Source organism: Propionispora sp. 2/2-37 (genome assembly GCF_001298735.1).
In the GTDB taxonomy this organism is placed as follows: Bacteria; Bacillota; Negativicutes; order Propionisporales; family Propionisporaceae; genus Propionispora.
In genome coordinates, this window is the sequence record NZ_CYSP01000008.1 from 107,239 (window position 1) to 131,401 (window position 24,163).

A 24,163-nucleotide genomic window follows, 5' to 3' on the forward strand; every position below is an offset into this window, starting at 1 on the left:
AAAGTGATTGTAAAGCAGCAGGCTTCAAGCATCTGAACCTGACACATTACCGTATATGCTCCTCTACCGCCTGCCGGAGCTGCTCCAATGCTGCGGCAAGGATACTCCGCGGGCAGGCGGCATTAATCCGCATATATCCGTTTGCATTATCCCCGAACCAGTATCCGTCGTCCAAAGCCAGCCTGGCTTTATTAATCATAAAGTCATGCAATTGATTTTTGTCCAGCCCTAAGCCCCGGCAATCCACCCATACTAAATAAGTTCCTTCCGGATAGTTCGGACGGATCTCAGGAATATACTTCCGACAATAGTGCTGTATATAAGCAAAGTTGGCGGCGATATAACGGTTAACCTGTTCCAGCCATTCCTCACCATAGCGATAAGCCGCTTCCACAGCCACCAAACTAAAGCAGTTATTCCGGCGGATATCCAAATCCCCCAGAACCTTGTCAAACCTGGCCCGGCTTTTTTTATCCGGGAAAATGGCGATCGAGGCCTGCAAGCCCGCCAGATTAAAGGTTTTGCTGGGCGCAAGGCAGGTAATGGTATTGCGCCGGAAATCCTCCGCTATGCCGGCAAACGGGGTGTGTTTATGCCGGGAGTAGATTAGATCCGAATGAATTTCGTCGGCAATCACCCGGATGCCGTAGCGAAGGCAGATATTCCCCAGGCGGACTAATTCCTCCTTATGCCAGACCCGTCCCACCGGATTATGCGGACTGCAGAGGAGCAGCATAGAGGCTCCTTGCCTTGCCAACTCCTCCAAATGTTCATAATCCATTACATACTGCCCGTCAGCAACTTTTAGAGGATTTTCCACCAGCACACGGTCATTGCTTCTCACCACATCGAAAAACGGATAATATACCGGCGGCTGAATAATAATCTTATCACCCGGATCCGTAAAGTACCGGATGAGCATGCTGAGCGAAGGCACAACGCCGGGACTGTGAATCATCAAACCCGGGTCGACATCCCAGCCGTGGCGCTTCTTCAGCCATTGACCGGCAACCTCAAAATAAGATTCAGGCCTGGATGTATAGCCAAATATCCCCTGTTCGGCCCGCTGCCGTATGGCTTCAATGACCGGTTCAGCCGTCTTAAAATCCATATCCGCCACCCATAGGGGAATCAGGTCGTCACGGCCAAACTTCCGTCCTACTTCATCGTACTTTGCGGCAAAGTTATTGCTTCTGTCAACAACGGTATCAAAATTATATTGCATACGAAACTCTCCTTTACATTGCTTATACGGATCAAAGTATAGATGTTTGCGGCATCCCGTTCTCCATTCTCTATATTAAATTTGTCCTGTCGTCGGCAAAATCCTTCTCCTCCTCAGGATTCCCCGCTTGCCCGGTAAAAGCAGCCACCGCTTTTACCAATTCCCTGACACTATGATCAAAAAATTATGCTTCGGCCCGTTCTGCCTTACCGCCTTCGCCCCGCGCATGCTGCAAAGCCCTTTTTTCCAATGCCAAAATTCCCTGATTGCCTAAATAAGCCAGAACGGAAGCTAACAAGGCTCCCCATAACATCTTGGGCAGATAGTTCATGCGTAGTCCGTCAAATAAGAGTACACCCAGCCCGCCGGCATGGATAACGGCGGCAATGGTAGCAATGCCGGTGGTGGAAACAGTGGCAATCCGTACGCCTCCCAGAATAATCGGCAGGGCCAGCGGCAATTCAATGGTAAAAAACAAACGCCGTGTATCCAGCCCCATAGCCCGTCCGGCTTCAATAATGGCCGGATCGACGGCTTGAAAACCGGCTAAGGTGTTCCGGACAAGAATATATTGATTATAAACGATCAGCACAAAGACGGCCGTTGTCTTTCCCAGCCCGAAAACCGGAATCAAAAACGAAAATAATGCCAGGCTGGGAATGGAATAAAGTGCGCCAAACAGCGATAACGCCGCCGTCGACAGCCATTTTGACCGTGCGATACAAAAGCCGGTTGGTATGGCAATCAGCAGGGATAGCACTACACTAACGGTGACCAGCAGCAGATGTTCCCCAAGCAGCACCAATATCTGCTGATGATATTTCATAAAATAAGTCCCCACGGTTTTCCCCCCTGCCGGTTCAAGCGGATACCGGAGTATGCCGCTTATTTTTTAACTTCAGCTCATCCCAGGTGATTTTGCCAACAATATGCCCCAGGTCGTCTTCTACCAAAACATATTCCTGCGGACTTTCCAGCAGGAAAGTCAGTACCGAGTACAGGCTGGCGTCGCTTTTTACCCGGCCGGCACCGGTATGCGGCGAATCGGCCGCACTCATGACGCTGGCAGCGGTCAGCACTTTTAAATGCTGCAGGGTATCTTCCGTTGCCACCAGCCGCGCCACATAGTCATTGGCCGGCTGCAGCATAATCTGACAGGGCGTAGCAAACTGCTGAATCTCGCCATTATGCATGATAATAACTTGATCACCCAGCTTAAAGGCCTCGCCGATGTCATGCGTAACAAACAAAATGGTTTTATGCAACTTCTTTTGGATGTGCAGCAATTCTTCCTGTAAGGTCTGGCGGGTGATGGCATCAATCGCGCCAAAAGGTTCATCCATCAGCATAATCGCCGGATCCGCCGCCATCGCCCGGGCCAGGCCAACCCGCTGCTGCTGCCCGCCGGACAGCTGGCGGGGATATCGCTTCCGGTACTCCTGCGGCGAAAGTCCGACCAGTTCCAGCAGTTCTTCCACCCTGCCGGCTATTTTCTGTTTATCCCAGTTTAAGACATTGGGAATGGTTGCGATATTGTCTTCAATCGTCATATGGGGGAACAAGCCGATCTGCTGAATCACATACCCTATCTTGCGGCGATACTCTTCCGCATTAAGATTTTGTATGCTTTCACCAAAAAACAAAATCCTGCCGGCAGTAGGCTCGTATAGCCGGTTTACCATTTTTAAAAACGTGGTCTTGCCTGATCCGGATGTTCCCAGGATGGTAACAAAGCTGCCCTCCTCAATACTGACACTGACTTCTTTTACGGCGTATTGCGGTGAATTGGGGTATTGTTTGCTTACCTGCTGAAATTCAATGGCGGTTCTACCCAATTTTTCGATCCTCCTCTTTTCACCTGCTGTCGAATCAGGCAATTCCGGCTTGGAAAGAATAGCTGCCAGATACGATACAGTTATTTGTACCGCTTGCTGCGCAGGTTACTTTAGCTGCTGTTCAAAAAATTCTTTGGCTACTTCCGTGTATTCCCGTTTATTGATATCCACTTCGGCATTTAATTTTATAATGGTCTTGTTATCAATTTTCGCCGTAACATGATTTAAAATATCTTTAATGTCCGGATTCTTTTCCAAAACTTCCTGTTTAACAACCGGAGCCATATGATAGGGCGGCCACACATGCTTGTCGTCTTCCAGAACAACAAATTCATCTTTGCTCAACTGGCCTTCGGTTGTGTAGGCCACCGCCAGATCCGCCTGGTCATTGTGCAGCACATCATACTTTAAGCCATTATCGTACAGCTTGCGTTCCTTGAAATTAAATTCGCCGTATACCTTGGCCAGAGCCGGCAGTCCGTCTTCCCGTTCATCGAACTGTCCCTGGGAAGCAAACCGGATATTGGCCGCCTGCTTCTGCAAATCGGAAATGGTTCGGATATGGTATTGATCTGCTGCCCGCTTCGTAATCACCAATCCCTGGGAGTCATTGGCACTGGAAGGGGTCAGCCAGATAAGGTTGAATTTTTCCTTGTATTTGGCACTGACCTCGTCATAAACCTCTTTGGCATCAAACTTAGGCGGCTCTTTCAAGATACTTAATAACCCGGTACCGGTATATTCGGGATAAAAGTCAATATCGCCATTTACCAGCGAAGTATGTACTATGGCGCTGCCAAGATTCAATTTCCTTTCCACCTTATAGCCGGCGTTTTCCAATGCCAAAGAATATAGTTCCCCCAAAATTAACGACTCCGTAAAATCTTTGGAACCGACTGTAATGATCGGCTTGCCGCTCGCCCTGCTTGCATCTTCGGCCTTGCCGCCGCAGCCGGACACCGCCAGGAGCAGGACTCCCAGCGCCAGAACAGAACTGATTACTACTTTTGCCTTTTTGCGAACCATATCTATCCTCTCCTTTTCAGTTGTCAGTTTCTTTGATATCTGGTAACACCATACTGTATCATTGCCAGTACTATTTCGGCGCAAATGGAAAGCAGAGCCACCGAAATCCCCCCGATCAGCAGTATTTGCATATCGTTCATGCCGATGCCGGTAAAAATAAAATCACCTAAACCGCCTGCCCCAATATAAGAAGCCAGGGTCGCGCTGGCTATCACCTCAATGCAGGCGGTGCGAATGCCTGTGATAATCAACGGCATCGCCAGCGGAAATTCAATTGTAAGTAAGATTCTGGCGGCATCCATGCCCATGCCATAGGCACTTTCCAGCACCGAGAGACTGATATTTTTAAAGCCCAGGTACGTATTGATCAGCACCGGCGGAATCGCCAGCAGCGTTAGCGCCAATAGTGCCGGCATAAACCCGGTACCCAGCACCGGCATCACCAGTACCAATACGGCCAGGCTGGGAATAATCCGCAAAATAGTAAAGGCATGCATGACCGAGTGCGCTACGCCTCCCTTTTTGACACATAACACGCCTACAGGCACCGCAATGAAAATACTGATCAGCATGGCGGCTACACTAATGGTGATATGTATTGCAACCGCCTCATAATACTTATCCAGATTGCACAGCAAATACGCCAGCATCCCCTGAGACATAAAACACAATCCTTTCTAAAAGATTCTCAGCCAGCGGTCAAAAGCCCAAAGAGGCCAAGTACGAGGTTATACTTTTAGACTCATTTCCTGTCAATCGGCTTTACCTCCAGGATTTTGTCCAAACCACCCGTATGATACACTATACGCGGATCAGCCAAACCGCATGCACTAAACAGCAAAAGGCCGAGTATAACCCAAGCGGATTATTCTCAGCCTTCAATCTTTTGATCAGCCGGTCAGACTATTTACATATTTTTCATACTATACCATAAATCCTCGTCTGCGTCAATTGATTTTGCCTTCCCCTCCGGACTGTAAACGCCGGCGTCCACTACACGGCAAAACTTAGTCCCGGCCGGTTGATTAAATTGATTATCTCCTCCTGCATATCCAGAAAAGCCACACTATAGCGGGTCCGGTCCGAACTTTCCCCGGTAATGACCTGCGTAAAGCTTGTGCTGAATTGTTCATAATTTGCTATTTTCTCTTGATGAATCCTCAGACAATATGTTTTTTCCGCCAGGCAACCGCCAGCAGACTGGCGGTAATCGCCGCGTTAATGGCCCATTTCACCGGAGTTGCCGGATCAAAGCTGCCTTTAACCAGCGGGTCCCCGGTCAGCATGCCGCCGGCAGTCCAGGCCAGTATACCGCCACCGGCGTAAATCAGCCAGGGATGACGTTCAATCAATTTAATAAACAGGGTGCTGCCCCAAATAATGATCGGGATGGTGATCAATATTCCGATAATGACCAGCAGCATATTGCCATGAGCTACTCCGGCCACCCCCATGACATTGTCGATTCCCATAACCCCGTCGGCAATGATAATCGTGCGGATAGCCGCCGGAAGGCTGGATGGAGCGTCCACGTCATGTTTCTTTTCTTCAACGATCAGATTATAGGCAATCCACAGCAGTAAAGCGCCGCCGGTAATCATTAATGCCGGAATTCGGAGCAGCCAGACCACCACCAGAGTCGTTATGGCCCGAATTAAAATAGCGCCGAAAGTTCCCCAGAAAATTGCTTTTTTCTGATGCTCCGCCGGCAGATTGCGGGCTGCCATACCGATCACCAGGGCATTGTCTCCGGCTAAAATCAAATCAATAAATACGATGGCCGCCAAACTCCATAAGGTGGTAAGTGTAAAAAAATTCTCCATGTTATTTCCCCCTGCTATTTTACTATTATAATCACAAGAGACAATGACCATACCGTTGCCGGTTTTGCAATAAAAAAGACCTTGCCTAATTCGTTTCAGGCAAGGTCTTACCAGCAATGAATGCAAATAAAGCCGGGTGCAGGCACCGAACTGACGACTTTATTTTTTAAGGTTACTCCCCTTGGAATATATGATTTGTGTATATTCTATCCTGAAACAAATTATTTTGTCAACAACTTGTTTCTATAGGATCATCCTTTTGCTTCACCAACAATCCGGGCATCGGCAACAGCCAGCCCTTCCGGGAATACAAACACCGGATTCAGATCGGCTTCCTCAATATCCTCATAACGGAACGGCAGTTGGGAAAACGCTACAATAGCATCGGCCAGCGCCTCCAGATCCGCCTTGGACTGCCCGCGGATTCCCTTTAGAATCGGGTAGGTACGGATGCTTTCTATCATTTCCTTGGCTTCGTTCCGGTCAATGGGCGCAACCCGCAAAATAATGTCCTTAAGCACTTCCGTATAGATTCCCCCTAAGCCGAAAGCGACTACCGGACCAAATTGGACGTCCCGGGTCAGACCCAGAATGACTTCCCGTCCGCCTTTCAGCATCGGATAGATGACCACACCGCGAAAATCACAGCCGGCTGCTGCTGCCTGTATATTGTCAAAGGCCTGCGCAGCTTTGGCGTCACTGTCAATATGCAGCACCACCCCGCCACAATCCGATTTATGCAAAATATCAGGCGAAACCACCTTCATCACCACCGGATAACCTACAGAACGGCAGCCGGCAACAGCCTCTTCTTTGGTTTTTGCAAAACAATGCTCCGGTACCCGGATGCCGTTCTGTTGTAACAGCGCCATGGCTTCCGGTTCCAGCAGTGACGATTTTCCTGCCAGGCACCTTTCGCCGCCTGTTGTCACAGGTATCGCCAGCTGCTTGGCTTTATAAGCCTCATATTCCGCCATATAAGCCAGAACACGCACGGCACGTTCACCGGACGAAAAAACCGGCAATTGATTGTTTTGCAAAAACTCCAGACTTTCCTTCAGGTCAGAGCCAACCTGCAGTACAGAGACGACCGGTTTACCGCTGCCCACAGCAGCAGATACAACTCCCTCGGCAATGGGCATGGCTTTAAGATAAGGGGTGCCAATATACAGTACCAGAGCCGCATCATATTCCTGCAGCGCCTGCGCCAGGCTTTTTTGGTATTCTTCGCCCGTTCCCTCAACGGTAAGATCAATCGGATTTTTTATACCGGCATGGGCGGGTAAAAAGCTTTGCAGCGCCGCCTTTAATTTCGGATTGGGATCAGTCACATCAAGCCCTACCTGATCGGCTTTGTCGGCGGACATAACCCCGGGACCGCCGGAATTCGTTAAAATCATCAGCTTTCTCCCCGGCAGCGGCGGCAAGTAAGAAAAGCCGTTACACAAATCCAACATTTCCTCGACACTTTCGACACGAATCGCCCCGGCTTGTTTTAAGGCGGCGTCAAACACTTTATCCGAGCCGGCCATAGAGCCGGTATGAGAAAGCGCTGCCCGCTGACCGGTATCGGTACGGCCGGATTTTACAACAATGACCGGTTTTTTTAAGGTTACGTCCTTTACCACCCGCATAAATTCACGGCCGTTTTTCACTGTTTCCAGATAAAGGGCAATCACTTTGGTCTCCTCATCATCTTTTAGATACTGCAGCAGTTCGATAACATTCAAGTCGGGGCCGTTGCCAAAACTGACAAACTTGGAAATCCCCAGTCCCTGTTCCCTGGCCAGTGCCATAAACACACCACCTACCGCCCCACTTTGGGAAATCAGGGCAATATTGCCCTGAGGCGGGCTGGTTTCCAGAGTGGCAATCAGCTTGCTATGCGTACTGACCAGTCCGGCACAATTCGGTCCAATAAAACGTATCCCGTATCGTCCGGCCACAGCCCGCACCTCTTCCTCGGCAGCATCATTGCCGATTTCGGAAAAACCCGAGGTAATAATGACCGCAGCCTTTACCCCGGCTTTGCCGCAGTCTTCCAGTACATCCTTAACCGTTGCCGCCGGAGCGGCGATAATAGCCAAATCGACCAGCCCCTGCAACGGGGCAAACGAACTCATACCCGGTACACGTTCAACCCCTTGTCCTTTGGGATTGATGGCATAAATATTTTCACACCCGCCCTCCATAAGGCGGTGAATCAATACGTTGGCCAGTTTTCCGGGGGAAGCCGATCCGACCACGGCTACACCGCGCGGTGAAAATAGGGCTTGATATTCCACGGTTATGACACTTCCTTATACTAAAATATCGTCTACAGCCTCTTTGGCTGCGGCATTCATCCCTGCCCGTAAGGCAAACAGATTCTGCTCTGCCGCTTTCGGCCAGCGGTGGGTAATATCTTCCAGCACTTCTTCAGCCGTAAAGCCCATGGCAACACCTGTGCTGCCAAAAATAGCCCCCAGCACAAACAGATTGTCCCGTACCTGTTTACCCTGAAACTCCGGTAACAGTTCAGGCGACAGATAATGCAGCTTGCCACCGGCTGCTTTTACTTCTTTACCCACCTGCGCAAGCGCCGGATAAGATGCTTTTCCCAGCATAACAGCGGTTGGTTCCCATTTGGAACCGTACAGCAAAAAGTCTGCACCCGGTTTTACATACCGAATGGCCTTCAAAGATTCCGACAATTCCATGGACACCACCAGGTCGGCTTCCTGCTGCGGAATATTCGGACCGACCGTCTTGCGACCCAGGCGAAGCTGTGCTTTGACAAAACCGCCGCGCTGCGCCATCCCTTTGGTCGGATAGAAATTGCAGGGAATGCCTTTTTTAAAGGCCACACTGGATATAATTTCGGCAATCGTCAGTACTCCTTGACCGCCGACACCGACAATATAAATATCGCAACTCATATTATTTGCCCTCCTTTACAATGGCCGCCGTAGGGCAAACAGCCATACATAGGCCGCAGCCGTTGCATTGTGCACGGTCAATCGTAATTGCATGTTCTCCCAGGCTGATAGCCGGGCAGCCGGTGATGACGATACAGCTTTTACACCGGGTGCATTTTTCAATGTTTACTTCAATCGGCTCGTAGGCCACTTTGCGCCGTGCAGCCTGGATAGCACATTCGCGGCGGGCCAATACGACTTTGACGCCCGGCAGGGCGATCGATTTTTCTATAGCCGCCGTTGTTGCCTTAAGATCGTAGGGATCAACGGTTATTAAGTGGTCTACACCCAGTCCGGCAATCACTTTTTCCAGATCCAGCTGCCGGCAGGAAGCCTGCTGATAATCAGGAATAGTTCCCGGATTAACCTGCATACCGGTCATTGCCGTCCAGCCGTTATCCATAACCACGACCGTCAGATTCACGTTATGCTGAATGGCATTGATCAGTCCCGGAATGCCGGCATGGAAAAAGGTCGAATCGCCGATGGTAGCCAGTACAGGCTTTTGAACACCGCCGTAGATGAAGCCCTGTGCCATCGGAATGCTGGCTCCCATGGATACTTCCGTCCAGAGTGTATTAAACGGAGGATTAATGCCTAAGATGGTACAGCCAATATCCCCGGTAACAATAATTTCATTGCTTTTAAATTTCAAATTGCGGAGGGCTTTATTAATAGCCATATACGTTCCGCGATGCGGGCAGCCGGCACAGGTTGTAATCGGCCGGGCGGCGCAATGCTGTTCGGGCTGGATGACCGGCGGCAGGACTTCTTCCGGACAGGTTAGGTGTAATGCCTTGCAGATCCCTTTTAAAACCAGTTTGGCATCATATTCGCCAATACGGCTGAAAGTTGCATCGTTTTTACCGACAAATTCAACCTTAACTCCCAGCTTGTAGGCTTCCATGTACAGACGGTTTTCCAGCAGCGGTTCCAATTCTTCCGCAACAAGCACCGTAGAGCAGTGTTTTAGTAATTGTTTCATCTCGTCAACCGCGAAAGGAATGGTATTAATCAATTGTAAGGAGGAAATCTCCGGCAGCGGAATACGAAGCTCGTCGGCAATACTGAGCGCTTCTTCCACATAGCCGTTAACAACACCGACCGAAACGATACCCAGACCGCCCGGTTGCTTTGACAGCTTCAGCCGGTTCAGCTGTTTGGCGGCAATCAGCTCCTTGGCCTTTTCCAGCCGTTCCAAAAGCTCACGGTGCTGATTCATCGCGATGACTGCTCCGGCCTTGGTATATTTGGCAATATTCCTTTCCAGCATGGGTTTTTCGTTAACCGGCAGGACCCGTTCCGCTACGTCCGCCATGCCATGGGACTGAGCGACATTCGTTGTGGAACGGATAAAGACCGGAGACTGAATGGCTTCCGACAATTCGAAGGCATATTGGGTCAAATCATAGGCCTCCTGCAATGTCCCGGGTTCAAGCATCGGCATGTCTGCCATTACGGCGAAATCACGGGAATCCTGCTCACACATGCCGGCATTTACGCCCGGATCGTCCGCCACATAAATAACTAAACCACCGGTACAGCCCGAATAGGCGATCCCGATAATCGAGTCATAGGCCACATTGACTCCCGACATTTTCATGGTACACATTGCCCGTGAACCAACCATGGCACTGGCTGCCGCTACTTCAAAAGCAACCTTTTCATTCGTGCTCCACTCCACGCTGGTCCCCGGAAGGTCCTTATTCCACAGACTGGTGATCACTTCGGTCGACGGTGTCCCCGGATACCCCGAAACTACTTTAACCCCCGCCCGCAGTGCGCCTAAGGCGATGGCTTCATTGCCACTGACCATTTTTGCCGTCATAATCATAACCTCCACTTTTTTTCTAATCTAGAACCGTAATTACATCATCGGTATGTTCGCCCGCTAGAATTTTTGCGGCATTATCCGCCGCCCGGTATTTCAGTTCATACAGCGCTTCCTCCGATAGATAGGAAATGTGCGGTGTCACCAAAATATGCGGACAGTATAAAATGGCATCATTCCTATTGGGCGGTTCCTGCTGGAGCACATCCAGCGCGGCACCGGCAATCACATTCTCTTGAACCGCCTTTAAAAGATCTTTCTGATTTACCACACCGCCGCGTGACGTATTGATAAAATATGCAGTCGGCTTCATTTTGCTGAAATCTGTATAGGAAAGGAGTGAAGCCGTAGCCTCGGTAAAAATAGTGTGCACGCTGACATAATCGGCTTGTGCAAGACCGGTGTCCCAGTCTACTTTTTCAACTCCGTATATTTCCGCTGTTTCTGTCGTCAGATGCGGACTGTAAGCCAGTACTCTCATGCCAAGAGCTTTTGCCTTCGTTGCCGTCATCCGACCGATTTTGCCAAATCCGATGATAAAAAGCGTCGACTTGCTGACACGCTTTACCGGATTTTTAACGGCCTGCGCTCCCCACCGCCCCTCTTTAACCGGCAGCTGCCAGGAAGTCAGTTGTTTATTAAAATGATAGATACTGGCAATGACATAGTCTGAAAGATCCTCGTTACAATAGCCCGGTACATTGCTAACCGGAATCCCTTTGCTTTTCGCACTTTTTACGTCTACTTTGTCATATCCGGCGCCATATACCGCAATGACTTTACATTGTTCCAATTGCTCAATGATGTCGGCCGACATCTCGATATTGATTTGACAAATAATGGCATCCGCTAGTTTTCCGAAATCAGCCAAATCGGCCGCAAACTGCTCTCCGGAAAATCGAATCGTACAGCCGGGAAATTTACGGGTTAGAATTTCTTTTTCAATTTCGTAATCGGGCCACTCTTCATCAATAATCCAAATTAACGGTCTCAATGTTTCCACCTCCTGTTAATTCGCAACTTGCTCAAATCATCTCTACTGCAACCATTTTCATTTGTCGCTAATTTTCGTATAGATTGTACTGACAATGCACTCTATCGGCGCATCATCCTGATTGGCCAGAATAATTGCCGGAGGCTTTTGACCGCTTCTTATGTCTATTTGACAGACATCCCCCTCGTAAAGCATGTTCACCTGATCGTCGACGGTGATCCTGAGGCTTCCCTGCCAAACATACAATACATACGTACATACCTGGGCTTCACTGTCTGTCTCATCATACGTAAGCAGATGTGTTTCCTGTTTACCGAGGGATATGGCGGCCACTTTGCCTTCATGCGGCTTACGGGTCATGATATTAAAATCGGTTGCTTTACCATAGCAGGTAGTTTTCCAGTCTCCCCAAAACGTGTCCTGGGTAAGCGGCTGCAGCGATCTTTGGTGGTAACCTTCATGTGCCAAAAGCACGTTGCCTTTTAATAACAGCAGCGTTCTCCTAATGCCTGGCAGCGAAGTAAAGGTTGATTGTTCATCCTCTACTGTCGCTACACTCAGGCGCCAGGAAAAATTTCTTTCCCGGTAAGAAGCCTGCGGTGGATGAATCAACAACTCGGTGGTTTTGCCGCCAGCCCAGGAGGTGGTTTTACAATCTTGGCATCGCACAATACGGACGTGGTTATGCATTGATACTCTTCACACTTTCTTCATGGATTAGTTCCATTGCCTGACGTTTGTATTCAATAAACTGTTCCGATGTTTTCACATGGTAATCACGCGGTCTGGGCAGATCTACGTTAATTATTTCTTTAATCGATCCGGGGCGTGACGTCATGACCACCACCCGGTCTGCCAGGAACACCGCTTCCTCAATATCGTGAGTAACCATCAAAATGGTTTTGGGGTATTTTTGCCATACATCCAGCAATAATTCCTGCATAAGCCCGCGGGTTTGCATGTCCAAAGCACCGAAGGGTTCATCCAGCAGCAAAATTTCCGGGTTGTTGGCCAGCGCCCGGGCTAAAGCTACCCGCTGCTTCATTCCACCGGACAAGGCTTTGGGATAAGCCGTTTCAAACCCTTTCAAGCCCACGATTTCCACATAGTTCTGGGCAACCTCCCGGCGTTCTTGTTTCGGCATATGTTTCTGCGCCAGCCCATATTCAATATTTTCCACGACCGTCAGCCAGGGAAACAGAGTATACGCTTGAAACACCATACCCCGGTCGGCCCCCGGCTCTCTAATTACTTTTTTATCGAGAATGATCTGCCCCCTGGTCGGCTTAGTCAATCCGCCCACCATTCTAAGCAGCGTGGACTTTCCACAGCCGGACGGTCCCAATATCGAAACAAACTCTTTAGGTGCAACGTTTAAATAGGTTTCTTCCAGTGCCGTTATGGTTTTTCCCCGGTTTTCAAACTCTTTGGTGACACCGTAAACAACCAAATATTCATGATTACTTTCCATGTGTTTCACTCCTAACTTCACTTAACGCTTCCGGTTGTCAGCTCCAGGGGAATAATTTACGCTGCAAAATTTTAAAGCAATAATCAAAGGCCAAACCAATCAGGCCGATCGACAGGATACCGACAAAAATGTTAGCCGTCGACAACATCCGCTGGGATTGAATGATCATGTAACCGATACCGGAAGAGGCGCCAACCAGTTCGGCAACAATAACATAGGTCCAGGCCCAGCCAAGCACCATGCGGACCGCATCCAGAATGGCCGGCAGGCTGGAGGGCAAAATAACCTTCCATAGTACGGCCGACTTGGAGGTTCCCAGCGTATAGGCGACCTCGATCAGATCGCCGGAAACCTTTCTCGTTGCCACGGCTACCATTAACACCAGCTGCGGCAGGCTGCCGGTAATAATAACGGCGATCTTTTCCGGCTCATCCACACCGATCCACAAAATAAAGAGCGGAATAAAAGCCGACGCCGGCAGATAGCGAATAAAGGACATGATCGGCTCCAGCAACGCTTCAACCGGTGTATAGGTTCCGATCAAAATGCCCAGCGGTACAGCCACAACGGCAGCTATAACAAACCCGGCCATGACACGGATAATGGTAATAAGAATATCTTCGCTATAGCCCAGTTCGGTAAATAATTTTACGGCAGCATTCGCCGCTGCTGTCGGCGTAGGCATAAACAAGGAATCTACCAGGCCGCCGTAGGTTAACAAGGCCCACAGGATAAGGACCAGGCCGAAGGTGGCGGCTCCCAAAACGGCGTACACTTGCGGAGATATGCTTTGCCGCGGAGTAAACGAATCTTTGATCATGAAGAACAGAGATTTCTCTTCGTTATTGACGTTAGGCATAAACTCCGCTCCTTTCGATATTTCTAATGGTTTGTACATAGTAAACGTCCCTTTTTGATTACTTTTTGAACAATATTGACACCCGTGTGATAAATTAAAAATTTATAGCTGGGGTATTTTAAAAGCAGCAGATCGGCCTGTTTTCCCGGCTCGATGCTGCCCACGCTTCCCGCCCGGTTCAGGGCGGCAGCCCCGTTTAGCGTCATGGCCGTAAGGGCTTCCTCCGCCGTCATTTTCATTTTGATGCAGGCCAGTGCCAGAATCAGCGGTACCGAATGGCTAAAACAGCTTCCCGGATTAAAATCACTGGCCAAGGCGACGGCGCACCCGGAATCAATCATGGCGCGTGCCGCTGCAAACGGCTCGTTCAAACAAAAAGCCGTATTGGGCAGCAATGTAGCAATCACCCGGTTTTGAGCCAAAGCCCGTATTCCTTCATCGGAGGCATGCAGTAAATGTTCCGCGGAAACGGCCTGCAGTTCTCCCGCCAATTCAGCTCCTCCCATGGAACAAATTTCATCGGCGTGAATTTTGAGACCAAAGCCCAATTCCCGGGCCTTGCTTAATAGACGCCGGGACTGCTCCAGCGAAAAAACTCCCTGTTCGCAAAACACATCGCAAAACTCGGCTAACCCTTTTTCCTTTATAACAGGCAGCACGTCTGCCAGCAGAAAATCGATGTAACGGTCTTCCTCGTCGCTGTATTCCGGCGGAACGGCATGGGCTCCCATAAAGGTGCTGACCAGTTCCAGCGGATGATTCCGGGCCAAATCCTGCATGACGCTTAATTGTTTGACTTCCGCTTCCAAATCCAGTCCGTAACCGCTTTTTCCCTCCACAGTGGTCACCCCAAACGCCAGCATGGCATCCAGCCGCTCTTTCCCGGACCGGTACAACTCCTCTTCCGTCGTTTGCCGGGTCTGCCGCACCGTACTGCCGATACCGCCGCCGTCTGCCATAATCTCCATGTAAGTGCTGCCTTTAAGACGCAGCATAAACTCATCCGCCCGGTATCCGCCAAAAATAAAATGCGTGTGCGCATCGACGAACCCCGGGATAACGCTCTGTCCGGCTGCATCAATACATTCGTACCCGCTCAGGTCATAGCGGAAAGCAATCCTCTCCGCCGTATCAACCGCTTGGATGATTCCGTCCTGAACAACAATGGAAGCGTGCTCAATCCGGTTAAGTTCGTTCATAGCCGGGCCGAATTTTGCCTCCCGGCCTGTAGGTGTTACTACTTCCGCGGCATTCTGTATGACTAGACCTTTCATAACATCATCATTCTTTCCAATATTTTTTCACACTTTTTGTAACCAGCGCATCATCGGCAAGGTATGGCAGCGTGATTTGACTCAAGCCCCGGTACTTGTGGTTATATTCAATGGAAGTTTCGATGGAATGCTCATTTCGTGCCCAGTTGCGCCGGGCGACACCGCCCATAACATCCCACAGCATAGCGCTTCTGATAATGTCGTCCACCCGGGCACTGCCGTCCAACACCAGACCGAAGCCGCCGTTGATCGATTTGCCGATGCCGACTCCGCCGCCGTTATGCAGCGCAATCAGGCTCATGCCTCTTGCCGCATTACCGGCATAGCACTGGACCGCCATATCGGCCATGACATTGCTGCCGTCTTTAATATTGGCCGTTTCCCTGAACGGCGAATCGGTACCGCTGACATCATGATGATCGCGGCCCAGCATGACCGGAGCAATTTCACCTTTCCGGACCATATCATTAAACTTCAGTGCGATCGCAACCCGTCCTTCGGCATCCTGATACAATATTCTGGCCTTAGTGCCGACCACCAGCTGATTTTTTTCGGCATCCCGGATCCAGTTGTAATTATCCCGGTCCTGGTAACGTCTGGCGGGATCAATACATTCCATCGCCGCCCGGTCGGTTTTTAATAAATCGCTGTCCTTACCGCTTAAACATACCCAGCGGAACGGCCCATAACCATAATCAAACAACTGCGGTCCCATAATGTCTTCCACATAGGACGGATAAATAAACCCGTCTTTCTCATCAATGCCGTTTTTCGATATTTCTTTTACTCCGGCATCATAAATAGCTTTTAAGAAAGAATTGCCATAATCAAAGAAATATGTTCCCTTCGCCACACAGGCTTTGATCAGTTCATAGTGTTTTTGCAACGTTTGATCCACCAGTTTTTTGAACAACGCCCGGTCTTTGCTTAACAGTCCGGTACGCTCGGCAAAGGAAATCCCCTGCGGACAATAGCCGCCTTCATACACGGCATGACAGGAGGTTTGATCGGACAGTATGTGTATGTTAATTTGATTTGTTACTGCATACTCCAGCAAGTCGACAATATTGCCGTGATAAGCAACCGACAATGCCTTTTTCTCCTGCATTGCCTGTGCGGCCCAGGCAAACACTTCGGCCAGATCGGCGGAGGATTTTTGTATCCAGCCCTGGTTCAGGCGGGTAAGAATCCGGGATTCATCCACTTCGGCGATAATCCCCACGCCGTTGGCAATTTCAATCGCCTTCGGCTGTGCGCCGCTCATGCCGCCAAGGCCGGAACTGACAAATAAGAGTCCGCTTAAATCACCGTCAATCGGTACATCAAAGTGCATACGCCCGACATTCAGCAGAGTATTGTACGTACCGTGGACAATACCCTGCGGCCCAATATACATCCAGCCGCCGGCAGTCATTTGCCCGTAATTGGCTACCCCCATTTGGGCGGCTGTTTCCCAGTTCTCTTGATTGTCGAACATGCCGACCATCATGGAGTTAGTAATAATGACCCGCGGAGCGCCGGGATGCGATTTGAAAAGTCCCAGCGGATGTCCGGACTGTACCACCAGCGTCTGGTCCTGCGTCATACACTCCAGATATTTCTTAATCAGCCGGTACTGCATCCAGTTCTGGCATACACTGCCGGTTTCTCCATAGGTAACCAGTTCATAGGGATATAAGGCCACTTCAAAATCCAAATTGTTGTCCATCATTACCTGGAATGCTTGACCTTCCACACAGTTTCCCTTGTATTCTTCAATCGGCCGGCCGTAAATTCTTCCTGCCGGGCGGAAACGATAGCCGTAAATCCTGCCCCGGCTGGTCAATTCCTCCAAAAACTCGGGTATAAGTCGTTCATGATATTTAGGCTCAATATATCGCAGTGCATTTTTCAACGCAATTTCGGTCTGTGCCTTGGATAAATTGAATCTTCTGGCCGGAGCCCTGCGGATATTCTCGACAAACCCCGGCATATCCGGCAAAGTTTCATCAAGCCGGATTTGCATGGCATCCTTAATCTGCTCTTGATAAGCCATCTGGTACTGCCCCCTCAGCTGTGCATTGGTTCTGCGTGCATGCCTGCCGCCGTGAGGCGGCAGCGGCCTTTATGACCGCTGTCCTTTCACTGCCGGCCTGTATCACACCTGTTTATTTGGCAACAAAGCTGCCGTTAATCATTTCGTCAAGATTTGGTTTTTCCTGGATCAATTTTTCTTTCAACCACAGATCGGCTGCTTTTTCGCTTACCTCATAAATTAAGCCTTTTTTCGCTTCGGTACCGAAATAGTTCTTGTTACCGGCCTGATCATAAAACTCTACATCCGGTAAGGATTTGGTAAACTCTTCAACCGACTGGCCCATAGCTTTGGCCATGATTTTATTGGCATCATCCGGGTTGGTTTTCATATATTCGATCGCATCGTACCAGCCTTTAACAATACCTTCCACACTGTCCGGATATTTATCGACAAAATCTTTGCGTAAAGCCAGGGAATCCACAATCACACCGGGAGTTTCCTTACTGGAAACCAGAACATGACCGAAATCCGTTTTAGTGGCATTAGTCAGCCAAGGCTGCCAGGTTACGGCTGCATCGATTTTACCGGCTACAAAAGCCGCTCCGGCATCACCGGCAGTCATGCTTTGAACCTTGATATCACTGAAACTCAAACCTTCTTTGCCCAGCAAATACTGGAACCAGAAATAGCTGGCACCACCGGTGGTATCCAAGCCAACCGTTTTTCCTTTTAAATCCTTCAGGCTGGCAATTTCTTTCTTGGCTACAACCCCGTCGCCGCCGCTGGAAGTATCCAGAGCCAGCACCTGTACAATCTTAATGCCGGCGGCCTGCGTCATAACCTGAGTGTCCACCGTGCTGGCCATACCCTGTATCTTATCGGCAGCCAGCGCGGTTTTTCTGTCACCGGCGCTCTGAATGGTTTGCATTTCTACATCAACACCGTGCTTTTTAAAGAAGCCTTTTTCCACGGCAACATACAACGGAGCATAGCCAATCCAGGAAGAAGCCCCGATTTTTACCGTACCGCTATACGTTTTAGCGGAAGTTTCCGCCGGCTTGGCTTCTTTGCTGCCGCCACATCCGGCAAACAGCGCCGCAACAACCATCATGCTCAAGATTAAAGAAAATATTTTCTTAAACGATTTACCCATTTCCACACACCTCTTTTTATTTCTGATAATTTCGATTCACCCTGCAACCAGCATCGTTAAAAGAGCCCACCTCCATTCGCAAATATAGAACCACATAATAATGGGAATTTTTCTAAGGATTCACAAGATCGGCCGGAATTTCACCTTTCAACATGGTAATCACATTGCCCACCGCCCGAGTCTTGAGTTCTGTATACGAATCAATTGAAATATAGGAAATATGTGGTGTAACCAGAATGTTGGCGCAGCGGAAGATAGCTTCATCGCCGGCAGGCGGCTCGTGGGCAATTACATCTACCGCAGCTCCGGCTATCACGCCTTCCTGTACTGCCTTGATCAAATCCTCTTCCACCAGGATTCTGCCGCGAGCCGTATTAATGAGATATGCCGTCGGTTTCATCAGCTTGAACTCCCGGTATGAAAGCAGCCCTTCTGTCTCCGGAGTGTAAATGGCATTGACACTAACAAAGTCAGCCTGTGCCAGCCCTTTCGCCAGTTCCACTTTTTCCACGCCGCAGGCCGCCATCGTTTCACGGTCCACATACGCATCATAGGCCAGTACTTCCATATTGACAGCCTTCGCCCGGCGGGCAACCACCCGGCCAATCCGCCCAAAACCGACAATCAACAGCTTGGACCCCTTAATTCTGCGAACGGGTTTGGAAACTGCCTGGGCCCCCCACAAGCCTTTGGCTATGCTGCCTGAATAAGCGGTAAGGCGTTTATTGAAATGATAGATGCCAGCCAGCACGTAGTCGGCAAGGTCTTCGGCACAATAGCCGGATACGTTGGTCACTTTAATGCCCTTGGCTTTGGCGGTCTGGATATCCACGCGGTCAAAACCGCCGCCATATACTGCAATCGCCTTGCATCTCGGCATTTTCTCCAACATCTCCGCCGTAATATAGGCATACACCTGGCAGATGACGGCATCCACTTGATCGCCAAATGCGGCCAAATCGGCGGCATTGTCATAGTTCGAGTACTTAATGGTGCAGTTCGCATAGGTTTTGTTCAGAATTTCCTTCTCTATTTCATAATCCGGCCATTCTTCATCAATGATCCAGATAAACGGATTGTTTGACATAACAGCCTCCTATTTCTTCCGGACGGTAATCGTCCCTTTATCCGCATCCACTTCCACGTAATCGCCGTCTTGGGCCGCGGTGTAAAAGCTATCCTCCACCCGGTCCACCATGGGAGTTTCCATAATAATTGCACTGGCTACCAGCGTAGTGTCCGGATTCTTAATAATCAAGGCTTTGGGTTCAGTCCCATTCATTTTTAACTGGTACATGCCGTCCGCCTGCACCACCGAACTGCCTTTCCCGTTAGGAAACACCAGCACTTTGCCGGCTATCGACCGCCCCTCCAGGCAGTGATTCTTTTCAATAACAATGCCGGTTTTCGGATCAACCAAATAGAAACAAAAATCATCGGTGGAGAACAGCACCTCTCCTGAAGCCTTGCCTTCGGAAATTTTATGACAGCTGAATACCTGTTCCACTAACATTCACCCCTCAATGCGATTTCAACAGATTCCTCCAGGCTGCGGATTACAAAAGACATATCACGGCGCCGGGTATAGTAGGCGCATTTCGGTGAATCCGTAACACCTTTTTTACCGTAAAGGAAATGCCAGCACGGCTGGTCCATACAGGTATCCTGGGCCAAATCCCCGCCGGCTGCCCTAAGGATGTCCAGATAACCCATGCGTTTGGCCAGCTCGGTCGTCAGTGACGAAGTCATGATCCAGAGGGGAACAGCCAGCTTTTTGCCTTCCACCAGTTTAGCCACGGTTGCCACCTGGTTGATGGTAAAGTGCGGACAGCCAAAGAGCGCAAAATCTATTTTTCCGCCTTTATCGGTTAAGGCTTCGTGCATTTCTTTCAGGTCCTGGTTGGTAATGGTAACCATTTCCGCCGGTTTTTCACCCTGGAAGGCATCCTCAAGGGTTTTCGCTTCCGGCGTAACCCCGACAATGTGATATAACGCCACATTCCCTCCGGTATTTAGCTGGGCACCCAAATTCATCAAGGCCTCCGGCTTCGGATTCAAGGGCATGCCGCTGAAAACGGGAATTTTAAAACCGGTTTTTTTCGGCGTGACATAGCCTAAAAGCTGATAATCGAAATCATTTTTGATGTCGGCCTCCACTTCCACCAGAATTTGCCCCCTGCGGTTTTCATCCAGCAAATAACCATATAGAGGAGCTACACCGGTTACTGCGGCACACAGGGCACTTTGAGCAGCCTCCCGGTTGGTTCTGGCTCCGTAAACCGAATTAATAAAGGGCGTTGCGCTGGATTCGGAATAAGAGGTAATCTCTCCGAAACGCGGTACGTTTTTCTCCAGGTAGGGTGTACAGTTGTAGGTCAGCGTAGCGCCGATCTTCCGGTACGCTTCCCGCGTTCTCTTGATAATGGCTTCATCCTCCGGCGCAATGGTGGTAATGCCCTGAAAATATTCCAAATTAAAACCTGGGTTTACCGTCGGAGAAACACGGCAGACAGCACCGCCGGCAACCAGTTTCTCCACAAACCACAAATCGGCCTCCTGATTGCTCAATGCAACGTGTGTCCGGGAAACAGCCACCATCTTTTCAGCGTTGTAGGCTTCGCCGATGGCCACTTGTATTTTCATGGCCAGTGCCGTTCCGGGACCGTATTTGCCATCCAGCATGGCTTGTTCTTCTTTGGTTAGTTTCATTTCGTTCCCCTCCATCTAATAACCATCCGTCTCATTTTTACCCTTCAAATTTTTCCATGACCCGTTCGACCGCCTGAAGAATTGTCTTTTCCGGCACTGTCACCAGCTTGCCGTCCTTCACACAGGTTTTGCCGTTAACCACCACCGAATGGATGGCTGTCGGCTGTAGGGAGTAGACAATATTCGGGAGAATCTGTTCTCCGGAACGCGAAATGGGACGCATGGAAAGATCCTGGGTGGAAATACCGACAAAGTCCGCTTTGTACCCTGCCTGAATGCCGCCAACCGGCAGTCCCAGCACATCGGCGCCCCCGGCTGTCCCCATGGCAAAGGCCTGTTGATGGGTAACCGACATAGCCTTCAAGGTGCTGGCTTTCTGCAGCAATGCCACCATCCGCATCTCCTCAAAAATACTGATCCGGTTATTGCTGCAGGCCCCGTCACTGCCCAGGCTGACAACAACGCCGGCCTGCAGCATTCCGGGAATGTTGGTCACCCCGTCGGCCAAAAACATATTGCTGGAAGGGCAATACGCCAGCTTGCCTCCCTTGGCTCCCAGCGTATCGATTTCACTGTCGCTTAGCCATACGCCGTGAATAATGACCATACTGCTGTCAACAACCCCGATTTTGTCCAGCAGTTCAATGGTCCGCAGACCATATTTTTGCTGTACTTCCTCCACTTCGAACATTTCTTCGGCCACATGAATATGGAAAGCCGTATTCAGCTCCTTAGCCAGCCGGTAGCCGGCCTCAATCATTTCCAGAGAAGCGGCGTGCAGGCTGTGTGGCGCCGGGACTACGGTTACCATGTCCTGATCGGCGTATTTTAAAGCCAGCTGCCGGGTATTCTCCACCGCCTGGGAAACCGTTTCCAAATATCCTTTAGGGGCCCCGTCCCAGTCATACATGGTACGGGCCAGGCAAAGGCGAATACCGACATCCCTGGCTGCGCGAATAACGGCTTCATCACTCTCGGTACCGTCGTTGTGAACATAAAAGAAATCACTCACCGTGGTAACACCGCAGCGCATCATTTCTCCGAAGGCAAACAGCGCCCCGGTATAAATATCTTCCGTCGTTAAGCGGGGCGAGAATTTATAAAGCGCATTGTCGCGCCATTCCAGAAACGGCCGGTCGGCGGCAATGCCCCGCAGCAGGCTTTGAAAAGAATGATTGTGGGCATTTACGGTTCCGGGTACCATAACACTGTCTTCCCAGGTTTCCACTACCGCATCCGGATGTTCGGCCAGCATCCTTCGCGCCGGACCTACTCTGGTAATGACCGTATCGGTAACCAGTACAGCCATGTTCTCTTGAAAACTATTGCCAACGTAAACGTATTCCGGCACATAGAGACGTTTCATTTAATTCAGCTCCTTATCAAGAATCAACACTGCCTGCAGCAAGCCATTACCGGCCTTGACGATATCTTTCATATCCGTCTTCTCCTCCGGACAATGACTCTTGCCGTCAATGCTTTGAACAAACAGCATACCGGTTTTGGCAAAGTTGACCATGTGCGCTGCATCATGACCGGCCATGCTTACCAGATTTAAAAAGGGTTCTTCCATCTTGTTAAGACTCTTGTCCAGAGCAGCAATAATTTGCCGGTCCATAGCCACCGCCGCCTGATCAAGAATAACCTCGCGCCGGACAGTAACCCCCCGTTCTTGCGCAATCCGCTCTTCAATCCGGTCCAGTGCGGCAATAATCTGCTTGCCGACAGCCGTCTGCGAGCATCTGAATTCCAGCGTAAGCTCCACTTCTCCGGGAACAATGTTGGCAGCGTTCGGAAATACTTCCAATGAGCCAATGGTCCCTACCACATCCTCACGGTTACATTCTTTAATACACTCTTCAAATGCCAACGAAAAAGCCGCAGCCGCCAGAAGGGCGTCCTTCCGGTCCTTCATAACGGTTGTTCCGGCATGATTGGCCTCACCGGTAATAACAATTTTTTCCCGGTATATTCCGGTAATGTGCGTCACGATTCCCAAAGACAGTTGTTTGTCAAACAGGCGCCTTCCCTGTTCAATATGACATTCCAGAAACGCGCTGATCTCGCCGGGCTGCAAACAAGCCTCCTCGACATTCTCCAGATTGCCGCCTGCCTTTGACACGGCATTCTGCAATGAACTTTGATCGATCTTGCTTACTACTTTAACGAGAATATCCTTGCCCAGTTTACCGGAAACCGTCTTGCTTCCCAGCGTTGACAGCCCGTAAGGATTGGGTTCTTCCCCCGAAAAGGAAACCACTGTCAGTGGATGCCGCAGGATTATGCCATTTTCTTTTATGGTCTGCAGTACCTCGGTTGCCAGCAACACGCCCAAGGCGCCATCATAGGCCCCACCGTTGGGAACGGTATCATGGTGAGAACCCAGTACAATGGGAGGTATTTGTTCGGAACCGGGCAGCACGGTCCACATATTGGCGATTGCATCGATCCGGGTGGCAACACCGATTTCTTTTTCCCACAAAGCCTGTAGGAATTCCCGCGCCTGCTGGTCGGCCTCACTGCCGAAGGGCCGGTCAATTCCTCCGGTATGATGATTGGCGCCGAAAACAGCCAATGATTTTAAATTGCTTCCCAGCCTGCCCGCGTTGACCTGATAACAGGTTTCTTGCTCTTTTTCCTTTCTTGCATATACGTTCAAGTCTGATCACTCATTTCTATTAGGGAAATCATGTCATTCATCGGTTCCGTAAAAAATCGTTATAAGCGCGGTATCTCAAAACACTGCAAAGCCTTGATACGCTTCCCTGACTGATATTGGCTTCGGCCGCCAGTTCTCCGGCTGTCATAAAAATAATGCTCATATAGTTTTTTTCTATATAGCCTGCCAGTTTCTCATAGGTAGGAGAATCCTGTGAAATACCAACCATCTTTTGTATCAGGCTCTGCAGTTCTCCGATTCGTGGTTTTACGCCCATACTATCCCCCCTCATGCCCTGAACAAGGAATGATGAATCCATTCATGAAATAT

General features: G+C 49.9%; 22 protein-coding genes. All 22 read right to left on the minus strand.

The window, feature by feature from the left end:
• Positions 1 to 46: 46 nt before the first annotated feature.
• Positions 47 to 1,225 (minus strand): MalY/PatB family protein, encoded by a 1,179-nt coding sequence (locus tag P22_RS10215; protein WP_054260132.1) that lies wholly within the window; start codon positions 1,223 to 1,225, stop codon positions 47 to 49.
• Between the two features lie 184 nt (positions 1,226 to 1,409).
• Positions 1,410 to 2,066, minus strand: a complete 657-nt coding sequence (locus P22_RS10220) for an ABC transporter permease (RefSeq protein ID WP_054260133.1) — start codon at positions 2,064 to 2,066, stop codon at positions 1,410 to 1,412.
• Positions 2,067 to 2,085: 19 nt separating this feature from the next.
• The gene (locus P22_RS10225) at positions 2,086 to 3,060 is read right to left on the minus strand and encodes an ABC transporter ATP-binding protein (protein WP_054260134.1); all 975 of its coding nucleotides are present in this window, start codon (positions 3,058 to 3,060) and stop codon (positions 2,086 to 2,088) included.
• 105 nt (positions 3,061 to 3,165) lie between these two features.
• Positions 3,166 to 4,086: a glycine betaine ABC transporter substrate-binding protein gene (locus tag P22_RS10230; protein ID WP_054260135.1), complete on the minus strand. Its 921-nt coding sequence runs from the start codon at positions 4,084 to 4,086 to the stop codon at positions 3,166 to 3,168.
• 23 nt (positions 4,087 to 4,109) lie between these two features.
• On the minus strand, positions 4,110 to 4,748 hold the full coding sequence (locus P22_RS10235; protein ID WP_054260136.1) for an ABC transporter permease: 639 nt from the start codon (positions 4,746 to 4,748) through the stop codon (positions 4,110 to 4,112).
• A gap of 498 nt (positions 4,749 to 5,246) precedes the next feature.
• Positions 5,247 to 5,909, minus strand: a complete 663-nt coding sequence (locus P22_RS10240; RefSeq protein WP_054260137.1) for a TerC family protein — start codon at positions 5,907 to 5,909, stop codon at positions 5,247 to 5,249.
• Positions 5,910 to 6,160: 251 nt separating this feature from the next.
• Complete coding sequence (locus P22_RS10245) at positions 6,161 to 8,194, minus strand: acetate--CoA ligase family protein (RefSeq protein ID WP_054260138.1); 2,034 nt, start codon at positions 8,192 to 8,194, stop codon at positions 6,161 to 6,163.
• A gap of 15 nt (positions 8,195 to 8,209) precedes the next feature.
• Positions 8,210 to 8,827, minus strand: coding sequence for a 2-oxoacid:acceptor oxidoreductase family protein (locus P22_RS10250; RefSeq protein WP_054260139.1), 618 nt, complete (start codon positions 8,825 to 8,827; stop codon positions 8,210 to 8,212).
• 1 nt (position 8,828) lies between these two features.
• On the minus strand, positions 8,829 to 10,694 hold the full coding sequence (locus P22_RS10255; RefSeq protein ID WP_172675832.1) for a thiamine pyrophosphate-dependent enzyme: 1,866 nt from the start codon (positions 10,692 to 10,694) through the stop codon (positions 8,829 to 8,831).
• Between the two features lie 22 nt (positions 10,695 to 10,716).
• Positions 10,717 to 11,691: a C-terminal binding protein gene (locus P22_RS10260; RefSeq protein ID WP_054260141.1), complete on the minus strand. Its 975-nt coding sequence runs from the start codon at positions 11,689 to 11,691 to the stop codon at positions 10,717 to 10,719.
• Between the two features lie 57 nt (positions 11,692 to 11,748).
• On the minus strand, positions 11,749 to 12,381 hold the full coding sequence (locus P22_RS10265; RefSeq protein ID WP_054260142.1) for a HutD family protein: 633 nt from the start codon (positions 12,379 to 12,381) through the stop codon (positions 11,749 to 11,751).
• On the minus strand, positions 12,374 to 13,162 hold the full coding sequence (locus P22_RS10270; RefSeq protein ID WP_054260143.1) for an ABC transporter ATP-binding protein: 789 nt from the start codon (positions 13,160 to 13,162) through the stop codon (positions 12,374 to 12,376). The genes P22_RS10265 and P22_RS10270 overlap by 8 nt, the downstream gene beginning before the upstream one ends.
• 37 nt (positions 13,163 to 13,199) lie before the next feature.
• Positions 13,200 to 14,060 carry an ABC transporter permease gene (locus P22_RS10275; protein ID WP_156318925.1) on the minus strand — a complete coding sequence of 287 codons (861 nt, stop codon included), beginning with the start codon at positions 14,058 to 14,060 and terminating at the stop codon, positions 13,200 to 13,202.
• Positions 14,045 to 15,295, minus strand: coding sequence for an imidazolonepropionase (gene hutI, locus P22_RS10280; RefSeq protein ID WP_054260144.1), 1,251 nt, complete (start codon positions 15,293 to 15,295; stop codon positions 14,045 to 14,047). The genes P22_RS10275 and hutI overlap by 16 nt, the downstream gene beginning before the upstream one ends.
• Before the next feature lie 7 nt (positions 15,296 to 15,302).
• Positions 15,303 to 17,330 (minus strand): urocanate hydratase, encoded by a 2,028-nt coding sequence (locus P22_RS10285; protein WP_054260145.1) that lies wholly within the window; start codon positions 17,328 to 17,330, stop codon positions 15,303 to 15,305.
• 112 nt (positions 17,331 to 17,442) lie between these two features.
• Positions 17,443 to 18,465, minus strand: a complete 1,023-nt coding sequence (locus P22_RS10290) for an ABC transporter substrate-binding protein (protein ID WP_054260146.1) — start codon at positions 18,463 to 18,465, stop codon at positions 17,443 to 17,445.
• A 112-nt stretch (positions 18,466 to 18,577) separates the two neighbouring features.
• Complete coding sequence (locus P22_RS10295; RefSeq protein WP_054260147.1) at positions 18,578 to 19,552, minus strand: C-terminal binding protein; 975 nt, start codon at positions 19,550 to 19,552, stop codon at positions 18,578 to 18,580.
• A 9-nt stretch (positions 19,553 to 19,561) separates the two neighbouring features.
• Positions 19,562 to 19,972: an aconitase X swivel domain-containing protein gene (locus P22_RS10300; RefSeq protein ID WP_216598063.1), complete on the minus strand. Its 411-nt coding sequence runs from the start codon at positions 19,970 to 19,972 to the stop codon at positions 19,562 to 19,564.
• Positions 19,972 to 21,174, minus strand: a complete 1,203-nt coding sequence (locus P22_RS10305; RefSeq protein ID WP_054260149.1) for an aconitase X catalytic domain-containing protein — start codon at positions 21,172 to 21,174, stop codon at positions 19,972 to 19,974. The genes P22_RS10300 and P22_RS10305 overlap by 1 nt, the downstream gene beginning before the upstream one ends.
• Positions 21,175 to 21,211: 37 nt before the next feature.
• A complete protein-coding gene (locus P22_RS10310; protein ID WP_054260150.1) occupies positions 21,212 to 22,540 on the minus strand; it encodes an amidohydrolase family protein in 1,329 nt (442 codons plus the stop codon).
• The gene (locus tag P22_RS10315) at positions 22,541 to 23,833 is read right to left on the minus strand and encodes a hydantoinase/carbamoylase family amidase (RefSeq protein WP_054260151.1); all 1,293 of its coding nucleotides are present in this window, start codon (positions 23,831 to 23,833) and stop codon (positions 22,541 to 22,543) included. It abuts the gene before it with no gap.
• Between the two features lie 37 nt (positions 23,834 to 23,870).
• Positions 23,871 to 24,110 (minus strand): hypothetical protein, encoded by a 240-nt coding sequence (locus P22_RS10320; RefSeq protein WP_054260152.1) that lies wholly within the window; start codon positions 24,108 to 24,110, stop codon positions 23,871 to 23,873.
• Positions 24,111 to 24,163: the final 53 nt, after the last annotated feature.